27 protein-coding genes and 1 riboswitch are annotated in these 24,677 nt (G+C 41.8%); of the genes, 15 read left to right on the top strand and 12 right to left on the bottom strand.

What is annotated here, in order from left to right:
* Positions 1 to 220: 220 nt before the first annotated feature.
* Positions 221 to 598, bottom strand: a complete 378-nt coding sequence (locus PSE7429_RS02025) for a winged helix-turn-helix transcriptional regulator (protein WP_009625374.1) — start codon at positions 596 to 598, stop codon at positions 221 to 223.
* Positions 599 to 692: 94 nt separating this feature from the next.
* On the opposite strand from PSE7429_RS02025, the gene PSE7429_RS02020 reads away from it, so the two are divergent.
* Genes PSE7429_RS02020 through PSE7429_RS02015 form a run of 3 tightly spaced genes read left to right on the top strand, consistent with a single transcriptional unit; the run spans position 693 to position 2,834 of the window.
* Complete coding sequence (locus tag PSE7429_RS02020; RefSeq protein ID WP_009625373.1) at positions 693 to 1,388, top strand: glutathione S-transferase family protein; 696 nt, start codon at positions 693 to 695, stop codon at positions 1,386 to 1,388.
* A gap of 33 nt (positions 1,389 to 1,421) precedes the next feature.
* Complete coding sequence (locus PSE7429_RS26160; RefSeq protein WP_158467602.1) at positions 1,422 to 1,595, top strand: hypothetical protein; 174 nt, start codon at positions 1,422 to 1,424, stop codon at positions 1,593 to 1,595.
* A 45-nt stretch (positions 1,596 to 1,640) separates the two neighbouring features.
* Complete coding sequence (locus tag PSE7429_RS02015; protein WP_009625372.1) at positions 1,641 to 2,834, top strand: dipeptidase; 1,194 nt, start codon at positions 1,641 to 1,643, stop codon at positions 2,832 to 2,834.
* Positions 2,835 to 3,256: 422 nt separating this feature from the next.
* On the opposite strand, the gene PSE7429_RS02010 is transcribed toward PSE7429_RS02015, so the two are convergent.
* Positions 3,257 to 4,105 carry a hypothetical protein gene (locus PSE7429_RS02010; protein WP_009625371.1) on the bottom strand — a complete coding sequence of 283 codons (849 nt, stop codon included), beginning with the start codon at positions 4,103 to 4,105 and terminating at the stop codon, positions 3,257 to 3,259.
* Positions 4,106 to 4,553: 448 nt separating this feature from the next.
* Here PSE7429_RS02010 and PSE7429_RS02005 point away from each other — a divergent pair, with 448 nt between their 5' ends.
* Positions 4,554 to 6,506, top strand: coding sequence for an SMI1/KNR4 family protein (locus PSE7429_RS02005; protein ID WP_009625370.1), 1,953 nt, complete (start codon positions 4,554 to 4,556; stop codon positions 6,504 to 6,506).
* A 164-nt stretch (positions 6,507 to 6,670) separates the two neighbouring features.
* Here PSE7429_RS02005 and PSE7429_RS02000 read toward each other — a convergent pair whose 3' ends face one another.
* Positions 6,671 to 7,213 carry a TetR/AcrR family transcriptional regulator gene (locus PSE7429_RS02000; protein ID WP_009625369.1) on the bottom strand — a complete coding sequence of 181 codons (543 nt, stop codon included), beginning with the start codon at positions 7,211 to 7,213 and terminating at the stop codon, positions 6,671 to 6,673.
* Positions 7,214 to 7,602: 389 nt separating this feature from the next.
* Here PSE7429_RS02000 and tmpT point away from each other — a divergent pair, with 389 nt between their 5' ends.
* The 5 genes from tmpT (at position 7,603) to PSE7429_RS01975 (ending at position 11,523) form a co-directional block, all read left to right on the top strand.
* Positions 7,603 to 8,241, top strand: a complete 639-nt coding sequence (tmpT, locus tag PSE7429_RS01995; protein WP_009625368.1) for a thiopurine S-methyltransferase — start codon at positions 7,603 to 7,605, stop codon at positions 8,239 to 8,241.
* A 198-nt stretch (positions 8,242 to 8,439) separates the two neighbouring features.
* Positions 8,440 to 9,309 (top strand): tetratricopeptide repeat protein, encoded by an 870-nt coding sequence (locus PSE7429_RS01990; protein WP_144052476.1) that lies wholly within the window; start codon positions 8,440 to 8,442, stop codon positions 9,307 to 9,309.
* Between the two features lie 297 nt (positions 9,310 to 9,606).
* Entirely contained in the window at positions 9,607 to 10,161 is a 555-nt protein-coding gene (locus PSE7429_RS01985) for a Cell wall assembly/cell proliferation coordinating protein, KNR4 (protein WP_009625366.1), read from the top strand.
* A gap of 385 nt (positions 10,162 to 10,546) precedes the next feature.
* On the top strand, positions 10,547 to 10,834 hold the full coding sequence (locus PSE7429_RS01980) for a hypothetical protein (RefSeq protein WP_009625365.1): 288 nt from the start codon (positions 10,547 to 10,549) through the stop codon (positions 10,832 to 10,834).
* 236 nt (positions 10,835 to 11,070) lie between these two features.
* Entirely contained in the window at positions 11,071 to 11,523 is a 453-nt protein-coding gene (locus PSE7429_RS01975; RefSeq protein ID WP_009625364.1) for a hypothetical protein, read from the top strand.
* A 115-nt stretch (positions 11,524 to 11,638) separates the two neighbouring features.
* On the opposite strand, the gene PSE7429_RS01970 is transcribed toward PSE7429_RS01975, so the two are convergent.
* From PSE7429_RS01970 to cobU, 6 genes are all read right to left on the bottom strand, one after another.
* Complete coding sequence (locus tag PSE7429_RS01970; protein WP_009625363.1) at positions 11,639 to 12,301, bottom strand: ABC transporter ATP-binding protein; 663 nt, start codon at positions 12,299 to 12,301, stop codon at positions 11,639 to 11,641.
* A gap of 12 nt (positions 12,302 to 12,313) precedes the next feature.
* The gene (locus PSE7429_RS01965) at positions 12,314 to 13,567 is read right to left on the bottom strand and encodes an ABC transporter permease (RefSeq protein ID WP_009625362.1); all 1,254 of its coding nucleotides are present in this window, start codon (positions 13,565 to 13,567) and stop codon (positions 12,314 to 12,316) included.
* A 54-nt stretch (positions 13,568 to 13,621) separates the two neighbouring features.
* Positions 13,622 to 14,971: an HlyD family secretion protein gene (locus PSE7429_RS01960; protein WP_009625361.1), complete on the bottom strand. Its 1,350-nt coding sequence runs from the start codon at positions 14,969 to 14,971 to the stop codon at positions 13,622 to 13,624.
* A 266-nt stretch (positions 14,972 to 15,237) separates the two neighbouring features.
* The gene (locus PSE7429_RS01955; RefSeq protein WP_009625360.1) at positions 15,238 to 15,558 is read right to left on the bottom strand and encodes a hypothetical protein; all 321 of its coding nucleotides are present in this window, start codon (positions 15,556 to 15,558) and stop codon (positions 15,238 to 15,240) included.
* Positions 15,559 to 15,566: 8 nt separating this feature from the next.
* Positions 15,567 to 16,190 (bottom strand): TetR/AcrR family transcriptional regulator, encoded by a 624-nt coding sequence (locus PSE7429_RS01950; RefSeq protein ID WP_009625359.1) that lies wholly within the window; start codon positions 16,188 to 16,190, stop codon positions 15,567 to 15,569.
* Positions 16,191 to 16,281: 91 nt separating this feature from the next.
* Positions 16,282 to 16,872, bottom strand: coding sequence for a bifunctional adenosylcobinamide kinase/adenosylcobinamide-phosphate guanylyltransferase (gene cobU, locus PSE7429_RS01945; RefSeq protein ID WP_071590096.1), 591 nt, complete (start codon positions 16,870 to 16,872; stop codon positions 16,282 to 16,284).
* 51 nt (positions 16,873 to 16,923) lie between these two features.
* Between cobU and PSE7429_RS01940 the strand changes: the two genes are divergently transcribed.
* The 6 genes from PSE7429_RS01940 (at position 16,924) to PSE7429_RS01915 (ending at position 22,525) form a co-directional block, all read left to right on the top strand.
* The gene (locus PSE7429_RS01940; protein ID WP_009625357.1) at positions 16,924 to 17,550 is read left to right on the top strand and encodes a Uma2 family endonuclease; all 627 of its coding nucleotides are present in this window, start codon (positions 16,924 to 16,926) and stop codon (positions 17,548 to 17,550) included.
* A gap of 53 nt (positions 17,551 to 17,603) precedes the next feature.
* Positions 17,604 to 18,071, top strand: coding sequence for a hypothetical protein (locus PSE7429_RS01935; RefSeq protein WP_009625356.1), 468 nt, complete (start codon positions 17,604 to 17,606; stop codon positions 18,069 to 18,071).
* 6 nt (positions 18,072 to 18,077) lie between these two features.
* Positions 18,078 to 18,653: a Uma2 family endonuclease gene (locus tag PSE7429_RS01930; RefSeq protein WP_009625355.1), complete on the top strand. Its 576-nt coding sequence runs from the start codon at positions 18,078 to 18,080 to the stop codon at positions 18,651 to 18,653.
* 186 nt (positions 18,654 to 18,839) lie between these two features.
* Positions 18,840 to 18,936: riboswitch (TPP riboswitch) on the top strand.
* A 7-nt stretch (positions 18,937 to 18,943) separates the two neighbouring features.
* Positions 18,944 to 20,329, top strand: a complete 1,386-nt coding sequence (thiC, locus tag PSE7429_RS01925) for a phosphomethylpyrimidine synthase ThiC (protein WP_009625354.1) — start codon at positions 18,944 to 18,946, stop codon at positions 20,327 to 20,329.
* A 198-nt stretch (positions 20,330 to 20,527) separates the two neighbouring features.
* Complete coding sequence (locus tag PSE7429_RS01920; RefSeq protein WP_009625353.1) at positions 20,528 to 20,887, top strand: hypothetical protein; 360 nt, start codon at positions 20,528 to 20,530, stop codon at positions 20,885 to 20,887.
* 42 nt (positions 20,888 to 20,929) lie between these two features.
* A complete protein-coding gene (locus tag PSE7429_RS01915) occupies positions 20,930 to 22,525 on the top strand; it encodes a DUF1565 domain-containing protein (RefSeq protein ID WP_144052475.1) in 1,596 nt (531 codons plus the stop codon).
* Positions 22,526 to 22,689: 164 nt separating this feature from the next.
* Here the strand turns inward: PSE7429_RS01915 and PSE7429_RS01910 are convergent, their stop codons facing one another.
* Genes PSE7429_RS01910 through PSE7429_RS01900 form a run of 3 tightly spaced genes read right to left on the bottom strand, consistent with a single transcriptional unit; the run spans position 22,690 to position 24,400 of the window.
* Entirely contained in the window at positions 22,690 to 23,625 is a 936-nt protein-coding gene (locus PSE7429_RS01910) for a ribonuclease Z (protein ID WP_009625351.1), read from the bottom strand.
* Positions 23,626 to 23,627: 2 nt separating this feature from the next.
* Positions 23,628 to 24,188: an OmpA family protein gene (locus PSE7429_RS01905; protein ID WP_009625350.1), complete on the bottom strand. Its 561-nt coding sequence runs from the start codon at positions 24,186 to 24,188 to the stop codon at positions 23,628 to 23,630.
* 2 nt (positions 24,189 to 24,190) lie between these two features.
* Positions 24,191 to 24,400 carry an NAD(P)H dehydrogenase subunit NdhS gene (locus PSE7429_RS01900; protein WP_009625349.1) on the bottom strand — a complete coding sequence of 70 codons (210 nt, stop codon included), beginning with the start codon at positions 24,398 to 24,400 and terminating at the stop codon, positions 24,191 to 24,193.
* Between the last annotated feature and the right edge of the window lie 277 nt (positions 24,401 to 24,677).

Genomic DNA, 24,677 nt, shown 5'->3' with positions numbered 1-24,677 from the left:
AGCGCTTTGCGCTCAAACCCAAACCAAGAAGATTTTTGAAAGCTTTGCGAAGCAAAGCTTTCAAAAATCTTCTTGTGGTTTGTTTGATCGATAATTGCTTTAAGAAATGGCGTAGTCATTTCTTAAGTCATTTCTTAAATTGTTATTAGAGAATACGCGGATCGATGATGAGACAATTCGGAGCTTGCTTGTGGGCGTTTATGGTTCAGTTTCGTTGCAATTAGTTGAAATTATTAGTATCGCGATCGGCATCTGACAGATTACTTTGAGGGATCTGTGTGTCATCAATATGCTTCAATCCCCAAACAGTGATTACCTTCAAAACAGAACGTAAGCTTTGTCCCTTCTCGGTGAGTTGATAGTTCATGCGACGGGAATGATTACTGTAGGGATGCTTTTCTGCTAAACCTAATTCTTCAAGCAGCTTGAGGCGGTTTGCCAAGATATTAGTCGAGATTCCTTCAGGGGATTCTAAAAACTCTTCAAAACGTTGCTTACCAAAGAACATCATGTCTCGGATGACAAGTAATGTCCAGCGATCGCCAATCAGATCTAATGTGCAGGAGATGGGACAGGGTGAGCGTTTTGGTTGAGGCATAGCAAGATATAGAGACTTATTACTTGCATTTTACAATCTATCCTTGCTACAGTACATTGTAAATTGCAAGTTAAAAGTTAAAGATTGAGATTATATGATTAAACTTTACTACTCTCGTCCCTCCGCCTATGCCCGTCCCGTGTGGTTGACACTATTGGAAAAACAACTTCCTTTTGAGTTGATTTCGGTTAATTTGGGTGGTGAACAGTTTGAGCCTGAGTTCTTATCCTTAAATCCTTTTAGTCATGTTCCAGTTTTGTTTGATGATGACTTTAGGGTGATTGAATCCTTGGCGATTTTAGATTACTTGGAAGCGAAATATCCTTCTCCATCTCTATTACCAACAGATGCACAGGCTTTAGCAAGGGTTCGGATGGTGCAGACGGTTACGTTCAATGAGTTACTGCCTGCAATCTTCGGGTTGCTTGTTGGTAAAGAAAACTCAAACGAAAAATCCTTAGAGTTTGAATATGCTCAACTACGGGCAATTAACACCCTCAATTTCTTTGAGGGATTGTTAGGAAATTTATGCTACTTTGCTGGAGAACAACTGACAATGGCTGAAATTGTAGCTGGAACGCTTATTCACAGAATGCCTGATTTGGGAATCACTTTGACTAATTATCCAAGCCTGAATGATTGGTCGGAGCGGTTATTGACTCGACCTACTTGGCGAGAGATTCAACTGAGTCCAGAGGAATGGAGCAACTTCAAGCGTTTTATGCGAGTGATTCCTAAGATTTGGCGGCATCGTCGTCATCAACGCATCAATGCTCTATCTCAACGATAACTGATTGATTGATATCTTGATTGACATCCATCATTGTTTAGTTCCGAATCAGTTGTCGGCGATCGCCTAAAAATCAAGACTCACAATAATAGCGATCGCAAAGTTAAGGAATTGATGGCAATCGAAGTAACACATCATTGGAGTAGGCAAAATTGTGATATTTTAGCTGAGAGCAAAAATTCTTCTGCCGCTGAATTAAGCGGTTAGCCTGCTCACCGCTAAGGGCATACAACAGTTTCGGTGGGTTACTCTGTGAGACAGCGAAGACAAATCGGTAAAGTATTTCGTTTGGGACTGCTCCTAGTTATCAGTCTGACGATCTTGATAGCAATCCTAGTGTTCTCATTTGGACCATCTTTCGTGGCAAAGCGATTTAATCCGATTAGCCCCTTAGTTCTTCAACCCCTTAGTTCTGCTTCTCAAGCCCTACACGATTCTTTAAATATTGTTGACTTACATGCTGACTCTCTGCTTTGGGGAAGGGATCTCTCTAAACTGGAAAACTATGGACATGTTGATGTGCCTCGTTTGCTCCAAGGCAATGTTGCTCTGCAAGTCTTTACAGTCGTGACCAAGGTTCCTACACCTTTGCTCTTGGAAGGGAATAATGATCGTAGTGACAACATCACAAAACTGGCAATCCTTCAACGGTGGCCGATCCGATCGTGGTTTAGTCTCAAGGAGCGGGCCCTCTATCAAGCCAGACGACTTCAATCCCTTGAGCGAGAGACTTCAGGTAAATTTAGGATGATCAAGACCAAGCAAGACTTGAACGACTATCTTGCCCAAAGACAAAAGAATCGAGAAATTACCTCAGGGCTGTTGGGTTTAGAGGGGGCACATGCGCTGGAAGGTCAGATTGAGAATGTCAACCAGTTTTATGAAGCAGGCTTTCGGTTGATTGGATTATCCCACTTTTTTGATACTGAGGTAAGTGGTTCTGCTCATGGCGTTGATAAAGGAGGACTATCTCCCTTTGGGCGAGAAGTTCTTAAGCGAATGGAAGCTTTGGGCTTAATTATTGATTTAGCCCATGCATCGGCTCAAACCATGAATGAGGTGTTGCAGATAACTAGCCATCCTGTGCTAGTCTCCCATACTGGTGTACAAGGGACTTGTAACAATGCCAGAAATCTCAGCGATCGCCAGCTTCAGCAGATTGCCCAATCTGGTGGGGTGATCGGAATTGGTTTCTGGGAAACAGCCGTGTGTGGAGAAGATGTCAGCGCTATTGCTAGAGCGATTCGATATGTTGCTGATAAGGTTGGTATAGACTACGTTGCGATCGGCTCAGATTTTGACGGTGCAGTTCGAGTACCGTTTGATGTTGCTAACCTTGGACAGCTCACCCAAGCCTTACAAAAGGAGGGCTTTTCCGAAAAAGAGATTGAAAAGATTATGAGCTTAAATGTGACTCGTCTCTTGCAAAAGTTGCTTCCAGATTAACTCTACATTAGCGATCGCAAAGTTAAGAAGTTAATAGGCGATCTAAATACCGCAAACCTTTGACAGATAGATAAATTTAGGTGATCGCCTATAACTCACGACTCACAGTAATAGCGATCGCTTTTAAGAGATAGATATCACCTTTAATACCAATTCACGAAAGTGTGACAACACTTTCGTGAATTAAAAATCAAACCCAGTAAGGGTTTTCAAAGCTCAAAATGGCATAACCATTTTGAGCTTTGGTATATAGAGATAGATTGTTATGTGATCGCAAACTAATCAATTCCCTTAGAACCACAAAGTTCTAAACAACTCGCTGACTAACTCAGTAATTTCTTTATGTAATACTAACCCAAATGTAAAAAAATTGATTTGAATAGTATCGCGATCACCTGAAACAGCTCCGCAGATAGATCATTTTATTTGTAGGAAATCTGAGCAATCATCCAAGCCAAGCAAGGCATAACAGAAAGATAAAGCCCACTAAATACTAAACGCCAGCCAATAAAGTCTTTAAAGCCCTTACTATTGTTGAACCAGAAAAAAAGGCTTAGTAAGATGCTTCCTATTCCAGTCAACGCCAGTGAATTAAGTATCCTATAATCGAGTTTCCAACCGACACAAATTAAAAAACCTGTAATCGTGGTTGAATAGGCAAAAATCAAACTACAGTAAAGGGTATATGGCACAGCTTTTATTTTTATCTCAGAAGTTTTAAGGGCAATAAATTCACTGATCGCTTGTAATTTATTCATCTCTCCTGTTTCTAAAATTACAGTATCCTCAAATGTTAGTTGAACAGAGATATCAACACCATTAAATGCTGGATCAAGAATTACTTTGCCAGAAAAAGCGTGGTCTAAAAAGTTATGGACTGGTTTCTTGATAAGCTTATGGAAGCTTATCAATTGCCTCTCATAATCCTGAGAAATTTCCACCTGAAACTCCAAATGATTCAGCTTCTGCTCGATCACTTGGGTATATCCCATTACCGAACCCTGCAAATGATTTCTGTATTCCACAGTAGGATTGACAATCCAAAACTTAAAGCTAGGTTTGCCCTTAATAATCTTGCTGTAAAGGATTTCTATCAGGAATACGCTTACATTGCTTACAATTAGTCCAACTGAAACTACAACCTTGAAGAATGGCATTGTCACAAATGGATTAAGCGCTATTCTCGATAAATAAGAGAGAATCCATGGTGATATTAATATAAAAGATAAGCTGATACGCCAGTAAAGTCTTTCTCTTTCCTGTTCAGTCATACTAAGTATCCGTGATTTTAGTAGCTTTGTTAAAGCAATTCTGCCATAATTCACAAGTATTTGAGTATTGTTTTATAAGACTCTATAGATTAAATATGGTCAACAAGGGACAAATTATTGGAGATTTTCTCTATGGTGTGAGCGAGCGCAAAGACAAATAATTATTCAGCGATCGCCTAAAAATCAAGACTCACAATAATAGCGATCGCCTTTAGTAGATAGATGGATTGCTAAGGCAATCGCCAGATCTCTTAAGGCTATGCTGTGAGGCAGTATTTAGCCCGTGATGAAGGAGATCAATAAGCAGAACTAGACGCTTTGCTTAATGCTGAAATATGGGCGGCAACTGTATAAATATTTATATAGTATTTATATAGTGCAATTCAATTTTTGCATCCAAGCAAGAATTGATTGCGATATACTTGCATATATGAAAATTTAAAGTCTTATGTCGCAATTAACTCCCGAACAAGAACAGCAAATCCCTAACTATGCTAAAAAATGGCATGATATTGCCTATTCTACTGAGCCAATTGATCGAGAAAAAGTTAAAGAGATAATTAGTAGGGCATATTCCCTGCTGGACAAAAAAGCACCTCCCATCATCTTTTGTGGCAGTCCTTTTGACTACTTTCAAAAAATTTCTATCTTTGCTAACAATTCTCAGCCACTAGATTTTTCGCCTATAGCAGATAGACTTAATCTACATTTTGGCAAAATATTTCAAGAGTTGGGAGATTTTCATAAACAGGCAACCGATCTTGCTAAAGAATCTTTTGGACTAAATCCAAAGATGCAAATGTCAGTCGATGAGGTCTTACAAGAAAGTTTTCCAGAGGTGTTTAATCTTGATGAATTAGAATCGAATGTAGAAAAGTGGCAAGAAGAAAGAAAAGAAGCCTCGCAACAATTTCAACAAGAATTAAAGGAAAGTTTCCCAGAGTTTGAACTTCCTGAGGAATTTGGAGAGGGATTGAATACAGCATTAAATTATCATAATGAAGTTCAGGGTGAAATTCTTAGGCAGATAACCCATGAACAGAGAAGCTATATTTCAGAATTGCTTGGTAATAGAAGTACGTTCAAACCACGTATACTATACAATTTGATTGATAAAGCTATTCGACCCTATAGTCAAAATTTAGCTCCAAGATTAGTCTACAACTCAATCTCTAATCTTTCTTGTGCAGATAATTATAACTGGTTTGATTTCAGCATCTCTGTTCTTGGCTGCGATTGCGATCTAGAATGGTGGCAATCTTCAGTAGATATCATACAAAATTGTGGATATGTATATCCTTTTGAAAATATCTGTTACGTTTGCGATCGCCCCTCCAAAATCTTGTTTGATAACAATGAACTCGCTCATGCGTTAGGCGAACCAGCAATTGAGTATCGTGATGGATTTAAAATCTTTGCCTATCACGGAACTTTATTTCCAGAGAAATATATTTCTGTCCCGACCTCCCAATGGCAGCCACAATGGTATAAAGAGGAGAAAGAAAGCCGATTGAGAGAGGCTCTAATTGAAGTTTTACTTTCCCACCAGCTACAGGTTGAATGGCTATTGACAGAAGAGAATACAAATCTTAGGCAACTTTTGGCAGATAAAATTGGATATGAAAGGATTTTAAACGATATAAAAATTAATGACGATTTAAATATTCTATCTCAATCACTTCAAGATAATTCCGCCTCAAGTCTTTGGGTAGCTTATGCTATATTAAAAAATCAATTGGAGCCAAAAGTCCAAAAGGTCATTCAAGAATGGAAATTAGCTAGAGGAACTTTTAGAGAACTTCTACAAATGCTTTTAATCGATTCCTTGGATCGTATTCTAGCTTGGCAAAACCAAAATGTTCCTGATTATGAAGACGATTTTCAACGGGGATTAACCTACGAAGAAATTGAAGAAAAGGTAAAAGATTTGCCGTTCAAACTACCGAGAGAATTTTATAATCTTTATCAGTGGCGCAATGGTAGTTCCCGTGAATCAGGGATTTTTCTCTACCTATATCATTGTCCAATTGAACAAGCTCTAGAATATAACGAATATATTAATTATCCTGAATCAATTGGTATGAGAATAGAAGATAATTGCTCTCCCTATCTTTTCCCGCTTTTTGACTTTGAGGGTGAATACTTTGCTATTCAGGGAATTGCGAATGAGGTTGAGACATCTCCTGTTTATCATATTGGAGCAGATGGAGGTGGAGAAAAACTTGTTTTTAATAGCTTAACCACTATGATGATGGCGATCGCAGAAAGCTATGAATCTGGAGTTTATATTTATGAGCCAGAATATAACAGTGTGAGTTGGGAAGACATGGAAAAGTCTGGACAAATCCGCCTCAAGTACAATATAGGAACAGTAGAAAGGATTTACGGGGAAGGCGGTTAAAATATTGTTACTAATCTTCAGTCAAAAATCAAAACTGACAAAATAGAAATAACCGTTAGAAGCGCTCGCCTAGAAATCACGACTCACCGTAATAGCGATCGCCTTTATGAAGATAGATTGTTGGGGTGATTGCACTTGAATTAAAGTATGACTCTATTGTTAAACTAGAGTCCCAAGATCTTTGGTAAATTTGCGATCGCTCGTTTGAATGGTTCGTTATTACCCAAACATCTAGATACAATCAACGCTCCTTCAATCTGGGCGATCGCATCTTCCGCATTGCAGCGAGCGACTTTTGCATCCTGTCCTGCCTCAACTAGCACCTCTGCCAATGCATCGATCCATGCGGAAAGAGTTTGCTGAAGTGCAGATTGAAATAGAGGTTGGGCTTCCCCAAAGGATAGAAGCTCTAGGAAGCAAGACGAACGACCGTTGTTGTAAAATAGATCGAGGGTTTTACCCATGGCACGAATCCGATCTAAGGGTTTCCCCTTTCCTTGCAGGGGTTTTAATAAATTGGTTTCTAAATTTGCATAGAGGCGATCGAGGACGGTTGCTGCCATTTCCTCTTTTCCTTTAGGGAAGTAATGGTACAAACTGGCTCGACCCAACCCAGTTGCTTCGGAAATCTTAGAAAGTGACGCACCTTCATATCCATGATGGCGAAACACATCACTTAATTTAGCAATCACAGCATCTTTAGACATTTAATTCCCTCTCATCAAGTGTTACACCAATTCACGAAAATATGACAACACTTTTGTGAATTAAAAACCAAACCTAGTAGGGTTTGAAAAACTAAAAATGGCGTAGCTATTTTTAGTTTTGGTATTATTAGGAAGCATATCCGCAGGCTAGCTTTTCACCTAATTTTAGCGACAAACTTAGTAACACCCTCTTAAATATTACACCAAATGTTCGGTAGATATAGCTATATTCACTTAAGTCAGGACATCAAACCCAATAGAGAGTTGCGCCGCAACTCTCTATTGGGTTTGATTTTTGTCCTAACATTACTGACTATAGCTATAAAGGGATATGAGCTGATAAGTTACAGCTAAAATTTAGTTGTAAGTAAATTTCACAAGGAGTGTTTATGGATGCAAGCTTTTGGCATCAAAAGTGGGAAAAGAATGATATTGCTTTCCACAACCAAGAGGCTAACTCACTAATGGTCAAATCTTTTAAAGAGCTATCTTTAGTAGAGGGGAGCCTTGTATTTGTTCCACTGTGTGGCAAAACTCTTGATATTTCTTGGCTGCTTTCTAATGGCTACCGAGTTGCTGGAGCTGAATTGAGCAAAATCGCCATTGAGCAATTGTTTGTAGAACTTGGGGTGGAACCCCAAATCTCAAAAGTTGGTGAATTGGAGCGCTACAGTGCGACGGATATTGACATATTTGTGGGTGATATATTTCTTTTGTCTAGCGAGATGCTTGGCGTAGTCGATGCAATTTATGACAGGGCTGCTTTAGTGGCTCTGCCTGAGGCACTACGCAATCAATACACAGCACACTTAACGAAGATTACTCATAAAGCACCGCAGTTGCTAATTTGCTATGAATACGACCAAAGTTCAATGGCTGGACCTCCTTTTTCAATTAGTAACGACGAAGTAAGCCAACACTATCTGGATAGTTATAATTTAACTCTTCTCAGCAGTACAACTGTTGATAGTGGTTTGAAGGAGAAATGTGCAGCAAGAGAGAATGTTTGGCTGCTGCAAAGTAATTAATCCAAGAAGAGAATGGTATCGCAAAGCGATGCCCCATTCTCTTCTTGGGGCTCATGCACTAATTGATTTCGTTGATGAGTTCGGATAATTTCTAGGATATCGCCCAGAGATCTCGACTTATCGTAATAGCGATCGCCTTCAGAAACCCTTTTAGCAGATGGATAAATGAGGCGATCGCACTTGACTTAAAGTATGACTATGCGGTACATAAAGTGCAATTGCTTTAAAACTACCATCTCTACTAAGCTAATGTCATCAGAGACAACTACTCACCGCGAATCTATTGATGCTGATAAAGTCAATGTGGCAATTGAAGCATTGGCAAGTGGCAACATCGGCAATGCAGAGTCCCTTTTATTGGAAGTCATCGCGAATACACCATTAGAATACTCGAATTCAGAAGAAGATGACGAAGGAATCTCAATCAAGTTCTGGGATCAGACTAATTTCATCCATTACGTCACTTGGCAGAAAAAACAAGGTCTTCTAAACAAAAATATCTGTTGGATTGGCAACGCATATCCTCGTGCCCATTATTACATGGGCTTCCTCTGCGTAAAACAGAAGCAATTTGATCGTGCGATTGAATTTCTCAGCAAAGGGCAAAGTCTTGAACCAACCAATCCTAATTTTGTATTCGAGATGGCGCTGGTATTAGTGCAGTCAGGACGGAGGAAAGAATCCCTCGCCCTGTACGATCAAGTAACTGAGATTACCCCATATGTTAGCCTGAAAGATCTTGCAGTAGCTTGTCGTGGTCGGGGATTCGTGTTTATCGAAATGGGTGAGCTTGACAAAGCTGAAGTTGCCTTCAAATCTTCGCTTCAGATCGAACCGAACAATGATGTAGCATTGAATGAACTACAGTATATCAAACATTTGCGTCAAGGCGGCTCAACTACCTTCGCAGAGGCAGTTCCATCAACCGTTTCAGATCTTTCACGTTGTTCTGTGTGTGGTCAAGAGTTCAATAATGGAACTGTTGTATCTCTCGACGGAATGCCGATCATTATCTGCAAACAATGCGATCCAAAGCTAACAAAGAAATGGTGGCAGTTCTGGAAATGACGGCTCGGTTCAACATTTCAGCATCGTTAGATTGATTTTCATGGATCGTCGCTTCACTTAAAGTTTCTTTACTTAAAAGTCAAACAAAATCGACAAAATAAAAATGATCGTTAAAAGTGATTGCATGGAACTCACTACTAGCGATCGCCAAGACAAGCAATTGAGAAGCGATGGGTATAGCACAACATTGAAGTGGACAGAAGCATAGTATTTTAGTTGAGAGTGAAAGATTTCTTGCCGCTCAATTCAGCCATTATTCAGCAATGCAAAAGATAAGTCACGTAGGAAAAATTACTCATGAAATCCAAAAAAATGATCATGAATAGTCTTAAAAAAATAGAGTATATCCTAGAGAAAATACTGAAACTCGATAGAGATCCGAGAAGACAGTCTGAACTAATAGCGGGACTGCCAAAACAAGAGATAATTGATACTTTTGCCAACCATAAACTATTGCCACCAGATTTACTTATTCAGATTTATGAAAAATATAATGGTATATTATGGTTAAATCCTTTCTTTAGTTTTCTCTCTTTGGAAAGCGCATTTGAGCTATACAACGCTTATCGTGATATTAAAAAAGATTGCAATGATTTTGCTTGGGAGAGTACATGGTTTCCCATATTTGATCAAAACGCTGATATTCAGATATGTATAAATTTAGAGAATCTCTCCCTTATAACTGTAGATCTTGAATGCGATTCTACTGAAGTAATAGCAAATCACTATGAAGACTATTTAGATGCCTTGGTAGAAGTGTTTGAGATGGGAAGTTACATACTTCAACCATACGACTCAATAGAACTAGATGAATTGGTATGGGATGAGTTGAGGGAAAAATACAAAATATAAAACATGTGACAAAATTTAAGTATTTAAACCAAGAATTAAAAACATAATTATTAAGTTCTAACTAAACTGCTACCTTCGCTCTTGTTTCTAAGCTGGATTATACAAACAGAGATAGTTAGTTCTGTTGTTGAGTTCAGAAAAGTTATTGGCGATTCCTTTCAGGATGCGTTCCGCCGCAAAATTAAGAAATTGATAGGCGATCGGGAAATAACAAATCTACTTGGATGTTTAGTTTCGATAAGTTATTGGCGATCGCGAAGTTAAGAAATTGATAGGCGATCGAGTACAATACATCATTGGAGCGGATAAAATGGAGCGGATAAAAGCATGATATTTTAGTTGAAGCGAAAGTTTTTTTGTCGATCTATTAAACCGTTAGATTGCTATGAAAAAGATATATGAGGCTTGGGAAGATGAAACTTGTAGTATCGCTTTTTCCAATATTGAGAGTATAAATACACAGTGTGCTAAAGGTCTTCTCTCAGAGAAGGCAAAGTTGTTGCATCGAGTTGAAGCGGATACTTGGGAAGAGGCTATGTCCGAGCATCATATTAAAATGGGTTGGGAACCTTACGTCCCTGTGGGTGAGCCTCAAGAATGTCCGAGAGAATGTGGCGCGAGCTTCTATCCTGAAGGAAGTGGTGCATGTCCAAATTGCGGGAATGTCTGTTGAATTAAACAGAGTAATCTAACAATTCATTCAATCGGACTCGCAATAGCGCGGCTTTTAAATTCCATATTGATTGCGTGTAGGTTAATTCTGCTGTTATGCCTTAAGCTAGGTGAGAATTGGTGGAAGTATAATTGATGACAGAATGCAATTTAACTTGTATAAATATTTATCCTGTAATCTGCAAAATAATATATAGTTATTGATTCTAAAAACATGCCGACGAGGTCGTTTGGACAATGGTTACACGATCAATCGAATGTGAAGACTGCGGCATGGTTGCGTCTCTAGCGATCGGTCAATCTATCAACAGATCGAAACTTGGTTGGTATCAATCAACCCGTTGCGAAAACTGCGGCATGGGTATTGAGGCTGACGATGAGGGGCTACCGCCAAAAGACATTCGCAATCAAATAATTGAGTTAAACGGTAGGTGGGGATTAAGCATCCTTGTTGAAGACTCGCAACGGCTTGAAGTTTATAAAATTCTTCGCTGTGCTCTTAACATAACAATGGAAGAACTACGGCAGATGAAACAACGCATGTCCGATGTTGTCTATACTGGAACGAAAACGGAAATGGAATGGTTGTGCAATCGGTTGTCGCAATTCGGAATTGATTCATCGGTTCTTCCGCAGAATAATGACGAAGATGCCAGATCTATCGACATCAATGATTTGCTTAGCTGTTGAGTTTCGAGAAGTTATTGGCGATCGCAAAGACAAATAATTGATAAGCGATCTTTAAATCACAGTATTATTCATCGCCTAAATTAAAATCATTAGCTAAAATCATTGGCTGATGGTTTTAGCTAACTATTAGCCCATCTTGCACAAAAATCTTACGCTTGGTTTGGGCGGCGATATCTGGCTCGTGGGTGACGATGACAATTGTGATGTCTTGAGTATTGAGAATACCAAACAAATTCATTACTTCCTGCGAAGTTTGCGAATCTAGCGCACCCGTTGGCTCATCAGCTAGAAGTAGCGCAGGTTGATTGACCAACGAACGGGCGATCGCAACTCGTTGTTGTTGTCCACCAGAGAGTTGATTGGGGCGATTGGATAAGCGATCGCCTAAACCCACTTTGACTAAAGCTTCTTCAGCACGCGATCGCCTTTCAGTCTTAGATACCCCTGCATAGACCATTGGCAACATTACATTTTCTAGAGCTGTAGCTCGCGATAAGAGATTAAACTGTTGAAAGACAAAGCCAATGCGTTGATTGCGAATGTAGGCGAGATCTTCTTTGCCTAAAGTCGTGAGGTTTTGTTCTTCAAGATAATATTCGCCCCTCGTAGGGCGATCAAGGCAACCAATGATATTCATTAATGTGGATTTACCCGATCCCGATGCGCCCATAATCGAGACATATTCCCCCGAGTCGATATGCAGATTAATCCCTTTGAGAATCGGGATATCAACCTCACCGAGTCGATAACTTTTAGTGATATTTGCCATTGTAATCATCGTAAGCTCTCCCTATTCACTTCGCAAAGCGGTAATTGGATCGAGTCTGGCAGCATTTCTGGCGGGAATCACTCCTGCGACCAAACCGACAGAAGTTGACAAACCGAACCCCAATAAGATCGAACTGGTAGAAATAATAAATGGGAACTTAAACACAGTTGCCGCCGCAAAGGTAATTCCAATCCCGATCGCAATGCCAACCGAGCCACCAACTACGGAAATAACCACCGACTCAGTCAGAAATTGACTCAAAATAGCATTATCCGTTGCACCTAAAGCTTTGCGAACACCGATTTCGCGAGTACGCTCGACTACAGAAACTAGCATGATATTGGCAATGCCGATGCCGCCGACGATCAGCGATATCCCTGCGATCGCCACCATCATGAGCGTAAACAGACTCAAAATCGTATTGAAAGTTTTGAGAATATCGGCTTGATTGGTAATCCGAAAATCATCATTGTCAGGAACATTAATGTTATGACGCAACCGCAAAATATTGGTAACTTGAAACTTTACGATGTCTAATTTGGTTTCATCCTGACCCTTGACATAGATTCCATTCACAGAAACTCCTGTTAGCGAATTATTGCCAATGATCCGCGCAGACATTGAGGTTAAGGGAATATACACCGCATCATCGCGATCCTGAGGACCTTGAGAGCCTTTGGCTTCCATTATCCCAATCACATTATAAATCTCACCTTGGATTCTGATTTTTTGTCCGATGGGATTGACGTTATTTGGAAATAGGTTTTTCCTGACTGTCGGTGCGATTACCGCGACCGAAGCAGCCGTATCTAATTCTTCAGCATTAAAAAATCGCCCCTCCTTCGGAAAGGTACTTCTTGCCGTAGGATAACTTAAATCGGTTCCATAGATGTTGGTTAAAGTATTCTCCGCATTATAGACAACCTGCGTACTACCTTGGAGATAAGCGGAGACTACAGTTGCGGAAGGCGCTTGAGTCGCGATCGCTTTTGCATCCTGCCAAGTCAGTGTCGAGACCGAACCCATCGCCTTTCTGACTCCACCACTTTGGGCGGCTCCAGACATGACCTGTAAAACATCAGTACCTAAACTCCGAATATTTTCTTCCGTAGATTTTTGTACGCCTTGCCCGATGGAAGAGATACCAATCACAGAGGAAATGCCGATAATCACGCCCAACATCGTTAATCCACTACGGAGCTTATTGCCCCAGAGGGAGGCGATCGCCATTTCTGCAATTTCCCAATAGGAAATATTGTGAGGGCGTAAAGTCATAGAATTCATACCTCGCTAATTTTAAATGAGTTGATCGGTAATTTAAATTGCTCTTTAGCGTGGTTGAGGCGGCAGAACTCCCCCTGAGGAACTAGATTCTTTCTTAGAAGGAGGACTGACGAGGACTTGTTCATTACCTTGGAGTCCAGATTTAACTTCCGTAAAACTGCCTGCGGTATTTCCCGTTTGGATCGCTTGGAATATCGGTTGGCGATTGTTGCCCAAAATATAAACACCCGTTCCATCAGCTTGTTTAACTACGGCTGCATTGGGAACCAATATCGCATTATTTAAACTGCCAACCTCAAACTGAGCCTCAACATTCATGCCAGCTTTCAACTTGGCGACTTCCGTAGAAGTAATCCCCACGCGCACCTCAAAACTGGTTACATTTTGGGAAACCGTCGCCTGCGGGGCAATTTGTTCGACTTTACCCGTAAATACTTCGTTAGGGAAGGCATCAACTTTTACCTTTACTGATTGTCCTAATTTGACTTTGGCAATTTGAGCTTCGGATATATTGACGACCACTTGAAGGCGATCGTTGGCAAGGGTCAAAATTGACGATGACGATGCCGAGTCGCTACTTCCAGACATGGAAGGACTAACAAATGCTCCGATATCGGCATATTTTTTGATGACGATGCCATCAAAGGGCGCGACTATTTTGGTGTCGTCAAGGGAAGTTCGAGTAGTTTGTAAGCTTCCTAACGCAGACTCTAGCTTTGCGCGAGCTTCGTCAATATCTTCACTGCGCGATCCTGCTTGAGATAATACTAACGATTGCTGTGCTTGTAACACGGAGGCTTTAGCGGTATCGCGGGATGTAACTGCTTTTTGGTAGGTTTGTCGAGAAACTGCGCCTGATTGATAAAGAGATTGATTGCTAAGGAGATCTTCTTCCGCCTGACGCAGTTCTACTTGAGCGCTGTTGAGCTGAGCCTTAGTCTTAGCAATTTCTTCAGGACGGTTACCCGCGATCAACCGCTGCAAATTTGCTTCCTGTTGTGAAACTTGTGCTTCCATTTGGATGATTTGCCCGCGCAGTCCCGAATCGTCCATTTCGGCTATTAATTGACCTTGACGTACGCGATCGCCTTCTTTTACCAGCAAAGTTTTAATTGTCCCCGTTGATTTGGGGCTGAGATTGATCGAACGTTCAACCTTGATCGTGCCATTGGCGGTAATGGTAATCGGCAGAGTTTTGCGTTCTACAGACTGAGTGATAAGATCGTTTGGAGAATTGTTTACCGATGCCGAATTTAAAAATTGCCAACCTACTCCGCCAATTCCTAAAAATAGTAAAATCGTGGGTAATCCAAATTTCAGCCATTTCCCTCGCGGTAAAGATTTCTGATCTGGCTTCTGGCTGGAAGCATTTGTAGGAACTGGTTCGGATAACATGATTTTCCTCCAAAAAACAAAAGGAATACGTAGAGATTCTTCAATGGCTTGAAGTGTAAGTACTTGAAGTGTAAGTAATTACTTACTAATAACTGGTGTTACGTGAAAGTTTACAAGACCCTCATCCTATTAATTTAAGATCCTATTAATTTAAGTGTCTGTGATTTCGATTCCGCTCAGCCAATGTTAGCTGAGCAGAGTCGAAGCGATTCTTATCCGCAAGGGGCTTAGCTAATTGAGTGAAAAATAGATGGATTATAATTGGATTATTTTGGGGAATTAGATCTTCTAGTTTGTCGAGATGCCGACCAGAGACTGTTTCCCAATTTCGGTAAATTAGTAGTTCCACTCATGACATTGCCATTAAGGACACCTTCAAATTTGCCAGCCCAACCCTGCCTCTTGGTAGACTCAATCGTAAAATTCACTTGGAGATTGCGAGAAATATTCCCTTTAAGGGATAAATGCTCGCTAGAATTAGCGAAGGTTCCACCGATCCTGTCACCATCTTGAACTATTAGCAATGTTGCCGATAGTTCACCTATGAAAAGCGTCCAGCTACCATCAATAGTTATTGTTTCATCCATAGCAATACTTAAGACTTATTTTGAGTCGGTTTTGGTGCTAGCCCATCCCATAGGGTTTCAATTAAGTGGTGAATAAAAATGGATGGCTCGACGAAGGTATGCTTCATCGACGGAAGTGCAATGGGCATTTTCTGATCCATATTACTCAACACGATATAATTGATAATTGGACCGACAATCATGTGAGCTACGGTCAAGGTATCGCACGATCGCAGATGCTTTAAAGCGATCGCTTTATCCAAAAAGCTAGCTAGTAAATAGGTATCTCTTAGGTGCGGAGGTGGCATTGGAGGTGGATGAGGTATATCACCTTGATTCATGAGCATAAATACTCTGGGCATCACCTCCAGATAGAATGCCAACATTTGCTCACATATCACGATCAACTCTTCCTTAATTGCCGCAGTAGGTGTTTGACTGGATAAGGTCTTAACCCACTTTGGATTTTCTGTAATGCCGATAGCAGCCAGAAATAATGCTTGCTTAGTTGCAAAGCGTTTAAAGATAGAAGCTTCGGATATTCCAGCTTTTTCCGCGATCGCCAATGTTGATGCGCCAAAACCCTCTTTTAAAAAGATTTCTCGCGCCGCAGTCAAAATTTCTTCATTGGTGATTTTAGGAGGACGAGCCATAAATAAGTAAGTACTTACTTTTTAATAATAGGTCTAAGGCTAAGTGCTTGTCAAGTTACTCAAAACGGAGGACAAATTAATATAAAGCTTATTATTCATAGCTTCTAGCATTTTGTTGCAATTCCGAAGGGATTTTTTCACCTAATTGGGTGAGGTCGATCGCATGTCCTCCTGTGACCAGATAAACCTTATCGGCAATCACCCCAATTTTGCGACTCAGACCACCGAGGCGATCGCGAAATATTCTCCCTAACTTATATTCTGGTACGAGTCCCCAGCCCACCTCTTCCGCGACAAAGGTGATATCGACAGTACAGACTTGAATTGCTTGTAAGAGTTCTGTTTCTATTTTGCTCCAAGCCAGTTCATCCTCTTCCAAAAGATTTGCTAGCCATGTGCCAAGCGAATCAACCAAAATATAATGGGAATCGCTTCTGATTCCTAAAATAGCTTTAGCGAGTTCAATGGGAACTTCCAAGGTTTGCCAATTCTCAGGACGGCGATCGCTATGTTTTTGTAGTCGAGATTCCCATTCCGCATCATCGGGATAACGAGTGGCGGTGGCGATATAAATTACATTTTTTGGCGATCGCATTGCTAAATGCTCAGCCCATTCACTTTTGCCTGAACGAGTTGCGCCTGTCACTAGAGTAATCATCAGAGTAATTATCCTTGTTACCATCAATTGCCCCTTGTTATACTATTACGATATCGCTCATCGTAGGGATCCATCATGACTCAAGCGATCGTTGCTACACCTGAAACCACGAATAATTCCATAGCCACAGAAGCATCAATCTCTAAGCCAGAAGAGCAACTTCTTTGGACTAGTGCTGACTTAGAACTAATGCCCGACAATGGCAACCGTTATGAAATTATTAATGGAGAACTTTACGTGACTAGAGCGCCTCATAATAAGCATCAAAAAACTTGCGGTAGATTTTTTACCGTTTTAGACATTTGGTCACGGGCTACAAAGTTAGGTGAAGCAGAGATTGGGGCAGGATTAATCTTTGGGGACAATGATGATGTCATTCCTGATGTGATCTGGATGAGTAAAGAGAAATATGCAGCTTTGATTGATGATGTGGGACATTTTCGTGGTGCGCCCGATCTGGCGATCGAAGTTTTATCTGCGGGTACTGACAATGAAAAGCGCGATCGCGAAGTAAAACTTAAACTTTATTCATCGCATGGGGTATTGGAATATTGGATTGCAGATTGGCGGGCGAAACAAATTCAAGTTTATCGGCGTGAAAATGGCATTCTCAAACTAGCGATGACTTTATTTGTAACTGATACCCTAACATCGCCACTTTTACCAGAGTTTTCCTGTCTAATATCCCAGATTTTTGAATAATATAAGCAGCAATCCCCACTGCCCATAGATATTTATGTAAAAAAGATAAAAATATGAAAAAAGTTTTTTATGGTATAGCTGCGATCGCCCTTAGCTTTAGTTCTAACTTTGTTGCCGTCAAATCTGCCCAAGCCCTCGAAGCAGGTAGCTATTGGGGTGGTGGTTCGCGCTATATCAGTATTTTTAAACAGACAAATCCCACGGGCGATCGCTATTGTTATAGTGGCTCCTCATCTAATGGCACAATGATTACTTCTCTCCATCTCAAGATTCCTCGTTATCTAACAGGGATTGATTATGAAGTTTATAAATTGCATGAAGCCGATGATTTATCTATTCAGCAATATGCTTTCCAACCTGATCAGATTATCTTTGGAGATTTAGTGGGAGGCTTTGTGCGCGGATTGGTGTATAAACGTGAACGGGATGTGGACACAGAGCGATCGCCTGAGTTGCAAGAATGTCTCAACTCGACTCAGCCTTACTCTAAAAAAATCTTATCAGGACGCGATCGCAGGTAAAACATAATGGTTACTCAACTCGCCCAGAAAACTTACACCGTTGACGAATACCTAGAGCTAGAAATAGCGTCAGACATCCGCAACGAGTACCGTAATGGAGAAATTATTCCAATGACTGGTGGAACACCCAACCACAATGATATTTCTGGTAATTTATACCTATTGCTGAAACCACTACTAAAAGTAAAAGGGTTTAGGGTATTTCATGTGGATCAGCGACTTTGGATTCCTGATGTCCAAATACATACCTATCCTGATGTGATGGTTGCACCTAAACCTTTGGAAATGCAGGATGGTCGTAAGGATACAATTACCAATCCTTGCTTCATTGCGGAAGTGTTATCTAAATCCACCCAAAACTACGATCGCAGTGAAAAATTTGCTTCTTACCGAACTATTAATACTTTTCAGGAATATTTATTAATTGATCAGTATCGTGTTCATGTAGAGCATCATGTCAAAACTGCGGTTAATCAATGGTTATTTTCGGAATATGATGACCCGACCGTGACTATTTCTCTAAAGTTTGCAGATGTGCAAATCCAAATAGCCGATCTTTACGACAATATTGATTTCACTTAACCCTATAGGGTGGAGGTGCTTTGCACTTTCAGCCTAATCATAGTACAGATAAATTTTAAAAGCGCTGCTTAGCGGCGCTTTTAAAATTTATCTGGTTTTTAATTCAGTGCGTTGCGCTGGCAATAATTAATTTTTATAGCCCAGCTTATCTCTGCCTATAAGCACTAGCTTTACAGTGCTATGATCTCAAGATGCTAGGAGTGTCTGTGAAAACCAGACTGAGAGCAAATCCTTAGAACCTGAACCGATTGACATCGGCGTAGGAAAGCACATTATTTGAGGAAATTTACATGACAGTTGGACTAAAGCTTAGCTCTGCACCCACAAGGCGCGGAGAATATCGCGGTACGCAAATGCACTGCGCTCGTCAAGGCATCATCACTGAAGAGATGCAGTATGTGGCATGGCGTGAAAATCTGCCCGTCGAATTAGTACGTGCTGAGGTTGCTAGAGGTCGGGCAATTATTCCCGCTAACAAGAATCACACCAATCTCGAACCCATGGGAATTGGCATTGCATTTCGATGCAAAGTGAATGCCAATATTGGTGCATCGCCTAATTCCTCTAATATTGATGAAGAAGTTGCCAAGCTCCATCTATCGGTCAAGTATGGTGCAGATACCGTCATGGACTTGTCCACGGGTGGAGGCGATCTAGATGTGATTCGGACTGCGATTATTAATGCTTCGCCAGTTCCCATCGGTACGGTTCCCATTTACCAAGCGCTCGAAAGTGTGCATGGCAGAATGGAAAATCTCACGGCGGATGACTTCCTCCATATCATTGAGAAACATGCTGAGCAAGGCGTAGACTATCAAACTATCCATGCAGGAATTTTGATCGAGCATCTTCCTCTTGTCAAGAATCGTCTCACGGGTATTGTGTCTCGCGGTGGGGGGATTTTGGCGCGTTGGATGTTGCACCATCACAAGCAAAATCCTCTCTATACCCATTTCAATGACATCATCGAAATCTTCAAGAAACATGATGTTTCCTTTAGTTTAGGTGATTCTCTCCGTCCTGGATGTCTGCATGACGCATCTGATGCAGCCCAGCTTGCAGAGTTGAAAACCCTCGGACAGCTAACTCGTCGTGCTTGGGAACATGATATTCAAGTCATGGTGGAAGGTCCTGGACATGTGCCAATGGATCAGATCGAGTTCAATGTGCGTAAGCAAATGGAAGAATGCTCTGAAGCTCCTTTCTATGTACTTGGTCCTCTGGTCACAGATATTGCGCCTGGCTATGATCACATTACTTCCGCGATCGGGGCAGCGATGGCTGGTTGGTATGGTACTGCCATGCTTTGCTATGTCACACCAAAGGAACATTTGGGCTTACCGAATGCCGAAGATGTCCGCAATGGTCTGATTGCCTATAAGATTGCCGCTCATGCGGCGGATATTGCTCGCCATCGCCCTAATGCTCGCGATCGCGACGACGAACTTTCCACAGCCCGTTACAACTTTGATTGGAACAAGCAATTTGAATTGTCACTCGATCCTGAGCGTGCTAAGGAATATCATGACGAGACTTTACCTGCGGATATTTATAAGACCGCAGAATTCTGCTCGATGTGTGGACCGAAGTTCTGTCCTATGCAAGAGAAGGTTGATGCGGAGGCAATTAGCGAGCTTGAGAAGTTTCTGGCAAAGGAGCCTGTGACCTCAGTCTAAATTAAATATAAAAACCCAAAGCCTGTAGCGCACGCTGCGCGCGCTACAGGCTTTGATTCTGGGTTTTCAAATCTCAAAATGGCTACGCCATTTTGAGATTTAAAAACCCTTACTGGGTTTAGTTTTTAATTCACAAAAGTGTGACAACACTTTTGTGAATTGGTATTAACTATGCCCAGCTAATTATGAGTGAATATTATGAGTGAATATACCGATCGCCTGTTCGCAACTAAGAAACGTTATCCTTTTGCTCGATGGATTGCAAATACCATTGAGGATTATAACGAACTATCCTGTAAACCTTATATTGCAGCTTTTGACACCCTCATCGATCATCTTGTCGCTTTGGGTGAGCAAGCTTCTACCGAAGCAAAACTAGAGGCATTTCAGGAAACTGTGGAAACCCTCAATGACCTTAATGATAATGATGGATTGATCGAAACGGGAGAGCGGGAAGACCTATGCGAGATTTGCAATATTATCGCCATCGCCGCAGGAATCGATCCAACGAAATATGGTGGTGGCGAGGGGCCAGCGAGTGAATGGCGTGACTGGTAAAATCTTGCGATCTCCATAACTTCCTGTTTGTGGCGCATACTCGTGAAACAAAAGCAACTTGCTGCTAGTCTAGTTAGACATGTTTGCCAGATATCTTGTTGGTGTCTCGATATGAATAAGTTTCCCTGTCCTAGTCTTATTAATATAGTCAATCTAGTTTTTGTATTGTCCCTCACCACTCCTGCTATGGCCTGGGCGCAGACTGCCCAACAAAAAATAGTTTTTGTCTCGCCCCAAGGTGCTGATACGGTGGGAGCGGGCTCTCAAAATCAAGCATTTCGGACGGTCACCGCAGCGATCGCGGCTAATCCCGAAGCTGGGACAATCTTTCAATTAAGCGATGGTAAATATAGCGAAGCGACGGGTGAAAGTTTTCCGATTCGCCTTCCTCAAGGAGCGATCTTGCGCGGTAATCCCAATGCAAATGGAACGGTTGTCATTAGTGGCGGTGGGCGCTTTGTTAGTTCTACCTTTGCTAGTCAAAATATTGCGATCGTTGCGGCAAATGACTCCCGTATTGAAGGCGTTACGGTTACCAATAGCAATCCGCGCGGTTATGGACTATGGCTAGAGTCTAGTCGCAATGTCGTCATTGCTAATAACAGTTTTATTCGCAATACCCATGATGGGATATTCCTAACGGGAAGTTCTAATGCTTATATTAGCAATAATCTATTTACGGGGAATACGGGTAGCGGCATCTCGGCCTTGGGAACCAGTACGGGAGAGATTCGCGATAATAGATTTGAGAATACGGGCTTTGGACTATCCATCGGGCAGCAATCGCAGGTCTTTTTGACTAATAACAATATTTCTCGAAATGTTGATGGTGTTGTAATTTCTAACACGGCTCAACCGACGCTTCGCGGTAATGCGATCGCCGATAATCAGCGCAATGGACTTGTTATTCTCAGTGGCTCGAATGGTGCGCCTCGCCCCGATGTGGGAACAACGATTTCTCAGGGTAAAAACACCTTTCGCAACAACGGCGAATTTGATATTAATAATGCTACGACAATTCCTCTAGTAGCGGTAGGCAACCAAATTAATCAAGCTCGCGTTCGGGGCGCACTCGATCTTCGAGCTGCGAATTCACCAATTACTAATGCGATCGCCAATCCTATCGCTTCGATTCCACCTGCACCTTTGCCATCAATTCCTTCTACATCGGTAAATAACAACAGTAATAGTAATAATAGCGGTGGAGCGATTCCTATTCAGACCAATCCTAGTCCCAGTACTGTATTTGTTCCCAATGCTCCAAGCCAATCTTTGCCAAGTCCCGTGATTTCCCCTAAACCCAGTAATAATTCTCCCACAACTATTATCATTGAGCGCGATTATGGCAATCAGTCCAGTGCGGGAACGCCAAGATTTCCCACTCAGGTCGCAACTCTCCCACCAGCAACGCTCGATCCCACAACAGGCAAGCCATTCCAATATCGCGTGATTGTTTCCGCAACTTCTACTGTCATCGTCCAGAAGGTCAAGACGATCGTTCCCGATGCTTTCCGTATGTCCCGTAGTGGGAGAACTGTACTTCAGGTGGGAGCCTATAGCGATCGCCCAGCGGCTGATCAGTTGGTGCAAAGATTAACCCAATCAGGACTGATTGCGGAAATTATTCCATTTCGGTAATTTATATGGTTAAATTCCACGCTAATGTCAATGGATAGCTACTCCCTTCCCAGTCAAGAAATAGCGGTGCGCGCACCGCTATTTCTTGGTTTTATTAGGACATAAAACGCGAAATATGAGTGGCGGCGCTTTGCGCCGCTACTTATATTTCGCGTTTGTTCTAGCTATCCATTAGTTGGGGCGATCTCGTAGGTCATAAAATCATGGGCAGGGATGGTATTTGCAAAGATACTCCTTGCCTCATTCACTAAATCTTCCAATAGAATTGGATTGCCTGGGGAATAACGCGGACTGAAATGGGTCATGATTAATTGCTTGACATTAGCCAATTGCGCCACTTGAGCCGCCATTGTGCTGGTAGAATGCAGGCGCTGAAAAGCCATATCGGCATCTTGATGGGCAAAGGTAGATTCATGAATCAGTACATCGGCATTTTGGGCTAGTTCTACGGAACTATCACAAAAAATTGTATCGGTGCAGTAGGCAATCTTGCGCCCAATCTGAGGAGCGCCACAAAACTGTTTGCCATCGATTTTACGTCCATCGGGAAGGGTAACAATCTTGCCTTGTTTGAGTTCGCCAAAGATGGGACCTGGGGGAATATTCATGGCGATCGCTTTATCGACATCAAACTTACCAGCGCGATCGCGCTCCACCAAGCGATAGCCATGCGCCGTCACCTTATGTTTGAGCGGAGCTGCTACCATATAAAACTCCGCATCTTCACATACTATGCCTGCCTTAACCCGATGCACCTTGATCGAATAAGAAAGGCGTGTCTCGCTATAGCGCAAACAGGCATCGAGATATTCCCCCAAACCCGTCGGTCCATAGATATCGATATGGCTGACATTTCCTGCCATACCGCAACTTGCCAGCAGTCCTGGCAAACCAAAAATATGATCGCCATGCATATGGGTGACAAAAATCTTGGAGATTTGACTGATTTTGACATCACTTCGTAGCAATTGGTGCTGAGTTGCCTCGCCACAATCCAGCAGCCAAACTTCAGCACGTTGAGGTAAGCGCACGGCTACACTGGAGACATTGCGTCCGCGAGTGGGTACACCCGAACTAGTACCGAGAAAAGTGATCTGCATATCTAGTCATCTACAAAAATCTCGATGCGGCGGTTACTCTTGCCATTATTGTCACCAGCGCTGCCAGATAAGGGACGACTAGTGCCATAACCGATCGCCATCCAATAATAAGTTTGCTCGCCGCGCAGTCTCGCTAAATATTCTTTAACCGCTGATGCGCGTAAATAGGAGAGAGTTAACTCATCTACTGTACCACTCCCATCCATATGACCATTAATTCGTACCTTTTTGCCAGAGGCTAAAGGCAGTTGGGCGGCAACTTCATCTAGTAACCGAAAGCTTTCGGGACGAATGCTTGCCTTATTAGGGTCAAATAGGGCATCGGCGGATAGGGTAAACTGTTGTTTTTTGTAATTTAAAAAATTGAGCGAAGGTTGCCAAACCAAGTCTGGGCGGATAAAGGCGATCGCAAGTCCAATGCTAGTTCCTGCGATCGCGCTTGCCCCAATCGCTACAATCCGAATAATAAATGACAAGACCGAATTTCCCGCTTGGGTGAGATTACCAGACGGCTTGCCCGAAGATTTACCTATTGACTTATCTGGAGTCGGTAAATTTGCCACAATTATTTCTTTTTAGATTTAGAACTAACAGTAGTATCGATTAGTTCTAACTCATTTGCACGAAATGATACAATCTTTTCCCAGTTACCACCGCCAAAAATTACCGCAACGCGACCATCGGTGACCCGTTGTACTTGCCCCTGAAATCCATAGTAGGTATCGCCCTCATTCACAACGCGCACTGCCGAGCCTGGAAAAATGATTGGTTGCATATTTGTTATGTTACTCCCTGATTTTGACTAGGTTTATTCTATATCCTTTGACGATCTGTCCTTATTGCTTTTTCCAATGATTATCAGTTGGCTTAGAGGTAATGAATAGCTAATAAAGTGCGATCGACGTATTTGTGTCTTTTTTGTCCCTATAGAATGGGCATTTCAGCCTCTATCATTTTTTAAGCTGTCTAATGCTTTAAGTAACTAAACGTGAGTTCGGGATAATTTGAAACGGGCTTTGAGGAAGGGTTTGCTACGCAAACCCTTCCTCAAA

It is taken from the genome of Pseudanabaena biceps PCC 7429 (assembly GCF_000332215.1).
GTDB classification, from domain to species: Bacteria; Cyanobacteriota; Cyanobacteriia; order Pseudanabaenales; family Pseudanabaenaceae; genus Pseudanabaena; species Pseudanabaena biceps.
This window is presented reverse-complemented; position numbering and strand designations above follow the sequence as displayed.

Excerpts from the sequence above, each read along its gene's own strand:
- PSE7429_RS01930 (WP_009625355.1), top strand. The coding sequence starts at position 18,078 with ATGGTTACTCAACTCGCCCAGAAAACTTACACCGTTGACGAATACCTA.
- tmpT (WP_009625368.1), top strand. The coding sequence starts at position 7,603 with ATGGATGCAAGCTTTTGGCATCAAAAGTGGGAAAAGAATGATATTGCT.
- PSE7429_RS01950 (WP_009625359.1), bottom strand. The coding sequence starts at position 16,190 with ATGGCTCGTCCTCCTAAAATCACCAATGAAGAAATTTTGACTGCGGCG.
- PSE7429_RS01990 (WP_144052476.1), top strand. The coding sequence starts at position 8,440 with ATGCGGTACATAAAGTGCAATTGCTTTAAAACTACCATCTCTACTAAG.
- PSE7429_RS02005 (WP_009625370.1), top strand. The coding sequence starts at position 4,554 with ATGTCGCAATTAACTCCCGAACAAGAACAGCAAATCCCTAACTATGCT.
- PSE7429_RS01900 (WP_009625349.1), bottom strand. The coding sequence starts at position 24,400 with ATGCAACCAATCATTTTTCCAGGCTCGGCAGTGCGCGTTGTGAATGAG.
- PSE7429_RS01920 (WP_009625353.1), top strand. The coding sequence starts at position 20,528 with ATGAGTGAATATACCGATCGCCTGTTCGCAACTAAGAAACGTTATCCT.
- PSE7429_RS01955 (WP_009625360.1), bottom strand. The coding sequence starts at position 15,558 with ATGGATGAAACAATAACTATTGATGGTAGCTGGACGCTTTTCATAGGT.
- PSE7429_RS01970 (WP_009625363.1), bottom strand. The coding sequence starts at position 12,301 with ATGATTACAATGGCAAATATCACTAAAAGTTATCGACTCGGTGAGGTT.
- PSE7429_RS01910 (WP_009625351.1), bottom strand. The coding sequence starts at position 23,625 with ATGCAGATCACTTTTCTCGGTACTAGTTCGGGTGTACCCACTCGCGGA.
- PSE7429_RS01965 (WP_009625362.1), bottom strand. The coding sequence starts at position 13,567 with ATGACTTTACGCCCTCACAATATTTCCTATTGGGAAATTGCAGAAATG.
- thiC (WP_009625354.1), top strand. The coding sequence starts at position 18,944 with ATGACAGTTGGACTAAAGCTTAGCTCTGCACCCACAAGGCGCGGAGAA.
- PSE7429_RS02010 (WP_009625371.1), bottom strand. The coding sequence starts at position 4,105 with ATGACTGAACAGGAAAGAGAAAGACTTTACTGGCGTATCAGCTTATCT.
- PSE7429_RS01985 (WP_009625366.1), top strand. The coding sequence starts at position 9,607 with ATGAAATCCAAAAAAATGATCATGAATAGTCTTAAAAAAATAGAGTAT.
- PSE7429_RS02020 (WP_009625373.1), top strand. The coding sequence starts at position 693 with ATGATTAAACTTTACTACTCTCGTCCCTCCGCCTATGCCCGTCCCGTG.
- PSE7429_RS01975 (WP_009625364.1), top strand. The coding sequence starts at position 11,071 with ATGGTTACACGATCAATCGAATGTGAAGACTGCGGCATGGTTGCGTCT.
- PSE7429_RS01960 (WP_009625361.1), bottom strand. The coding sequence starts at position 14,971 with ATGTTATCCGAACCAGTTCCTACAAATGCTTCCAGCCAGAAGCCAGAT.
- PSE7429_RS02025 (WP_009625374.1), bottom strand. The coding sequence starts at position 598 with ATGCCTCAACCAAAACGCTCACCCTGTCCCATCTCCTGCACATTAGAT.
- PSE7429_RS01980 (WP_009625365.1), top strand. The coding sequence starts at position 10,547 with ATGAAAAAGATATATGAGGCTTGGGAAGATGAAACTTGTAGTATCGCT.
- PSE7429_RS01935 (WP_009625356.1), top strand. The coding sequence starts at position 17,604 with ATGAAAAAAGTTTTTTATGGTATAGCTGCGATCGCCCTTAGCTTTAGT.
- cobU (WP_071590096.1), bottom strand. The coding sequence starts at position 16,872 with ATGGTAACAAGGATAATTACTCTGATGATTACTCTAGTGACAGGCGCA.
- PSE7429_RS02000 (WP_009625369.1), bottom strand. The coding sequence starts at position 7,213 with ATGTCTAAAGATGCTGTGATTGCTAAATTAAGTGATGTGTTTCGCCAT.
- PSE7429_RS01940 (WP_009625357.1), top strand. The coding sequence starts at position 16,924 with ATGACTCAAGCGATCGTTGCTACACCTGAAACCACGAATAATTCCATA.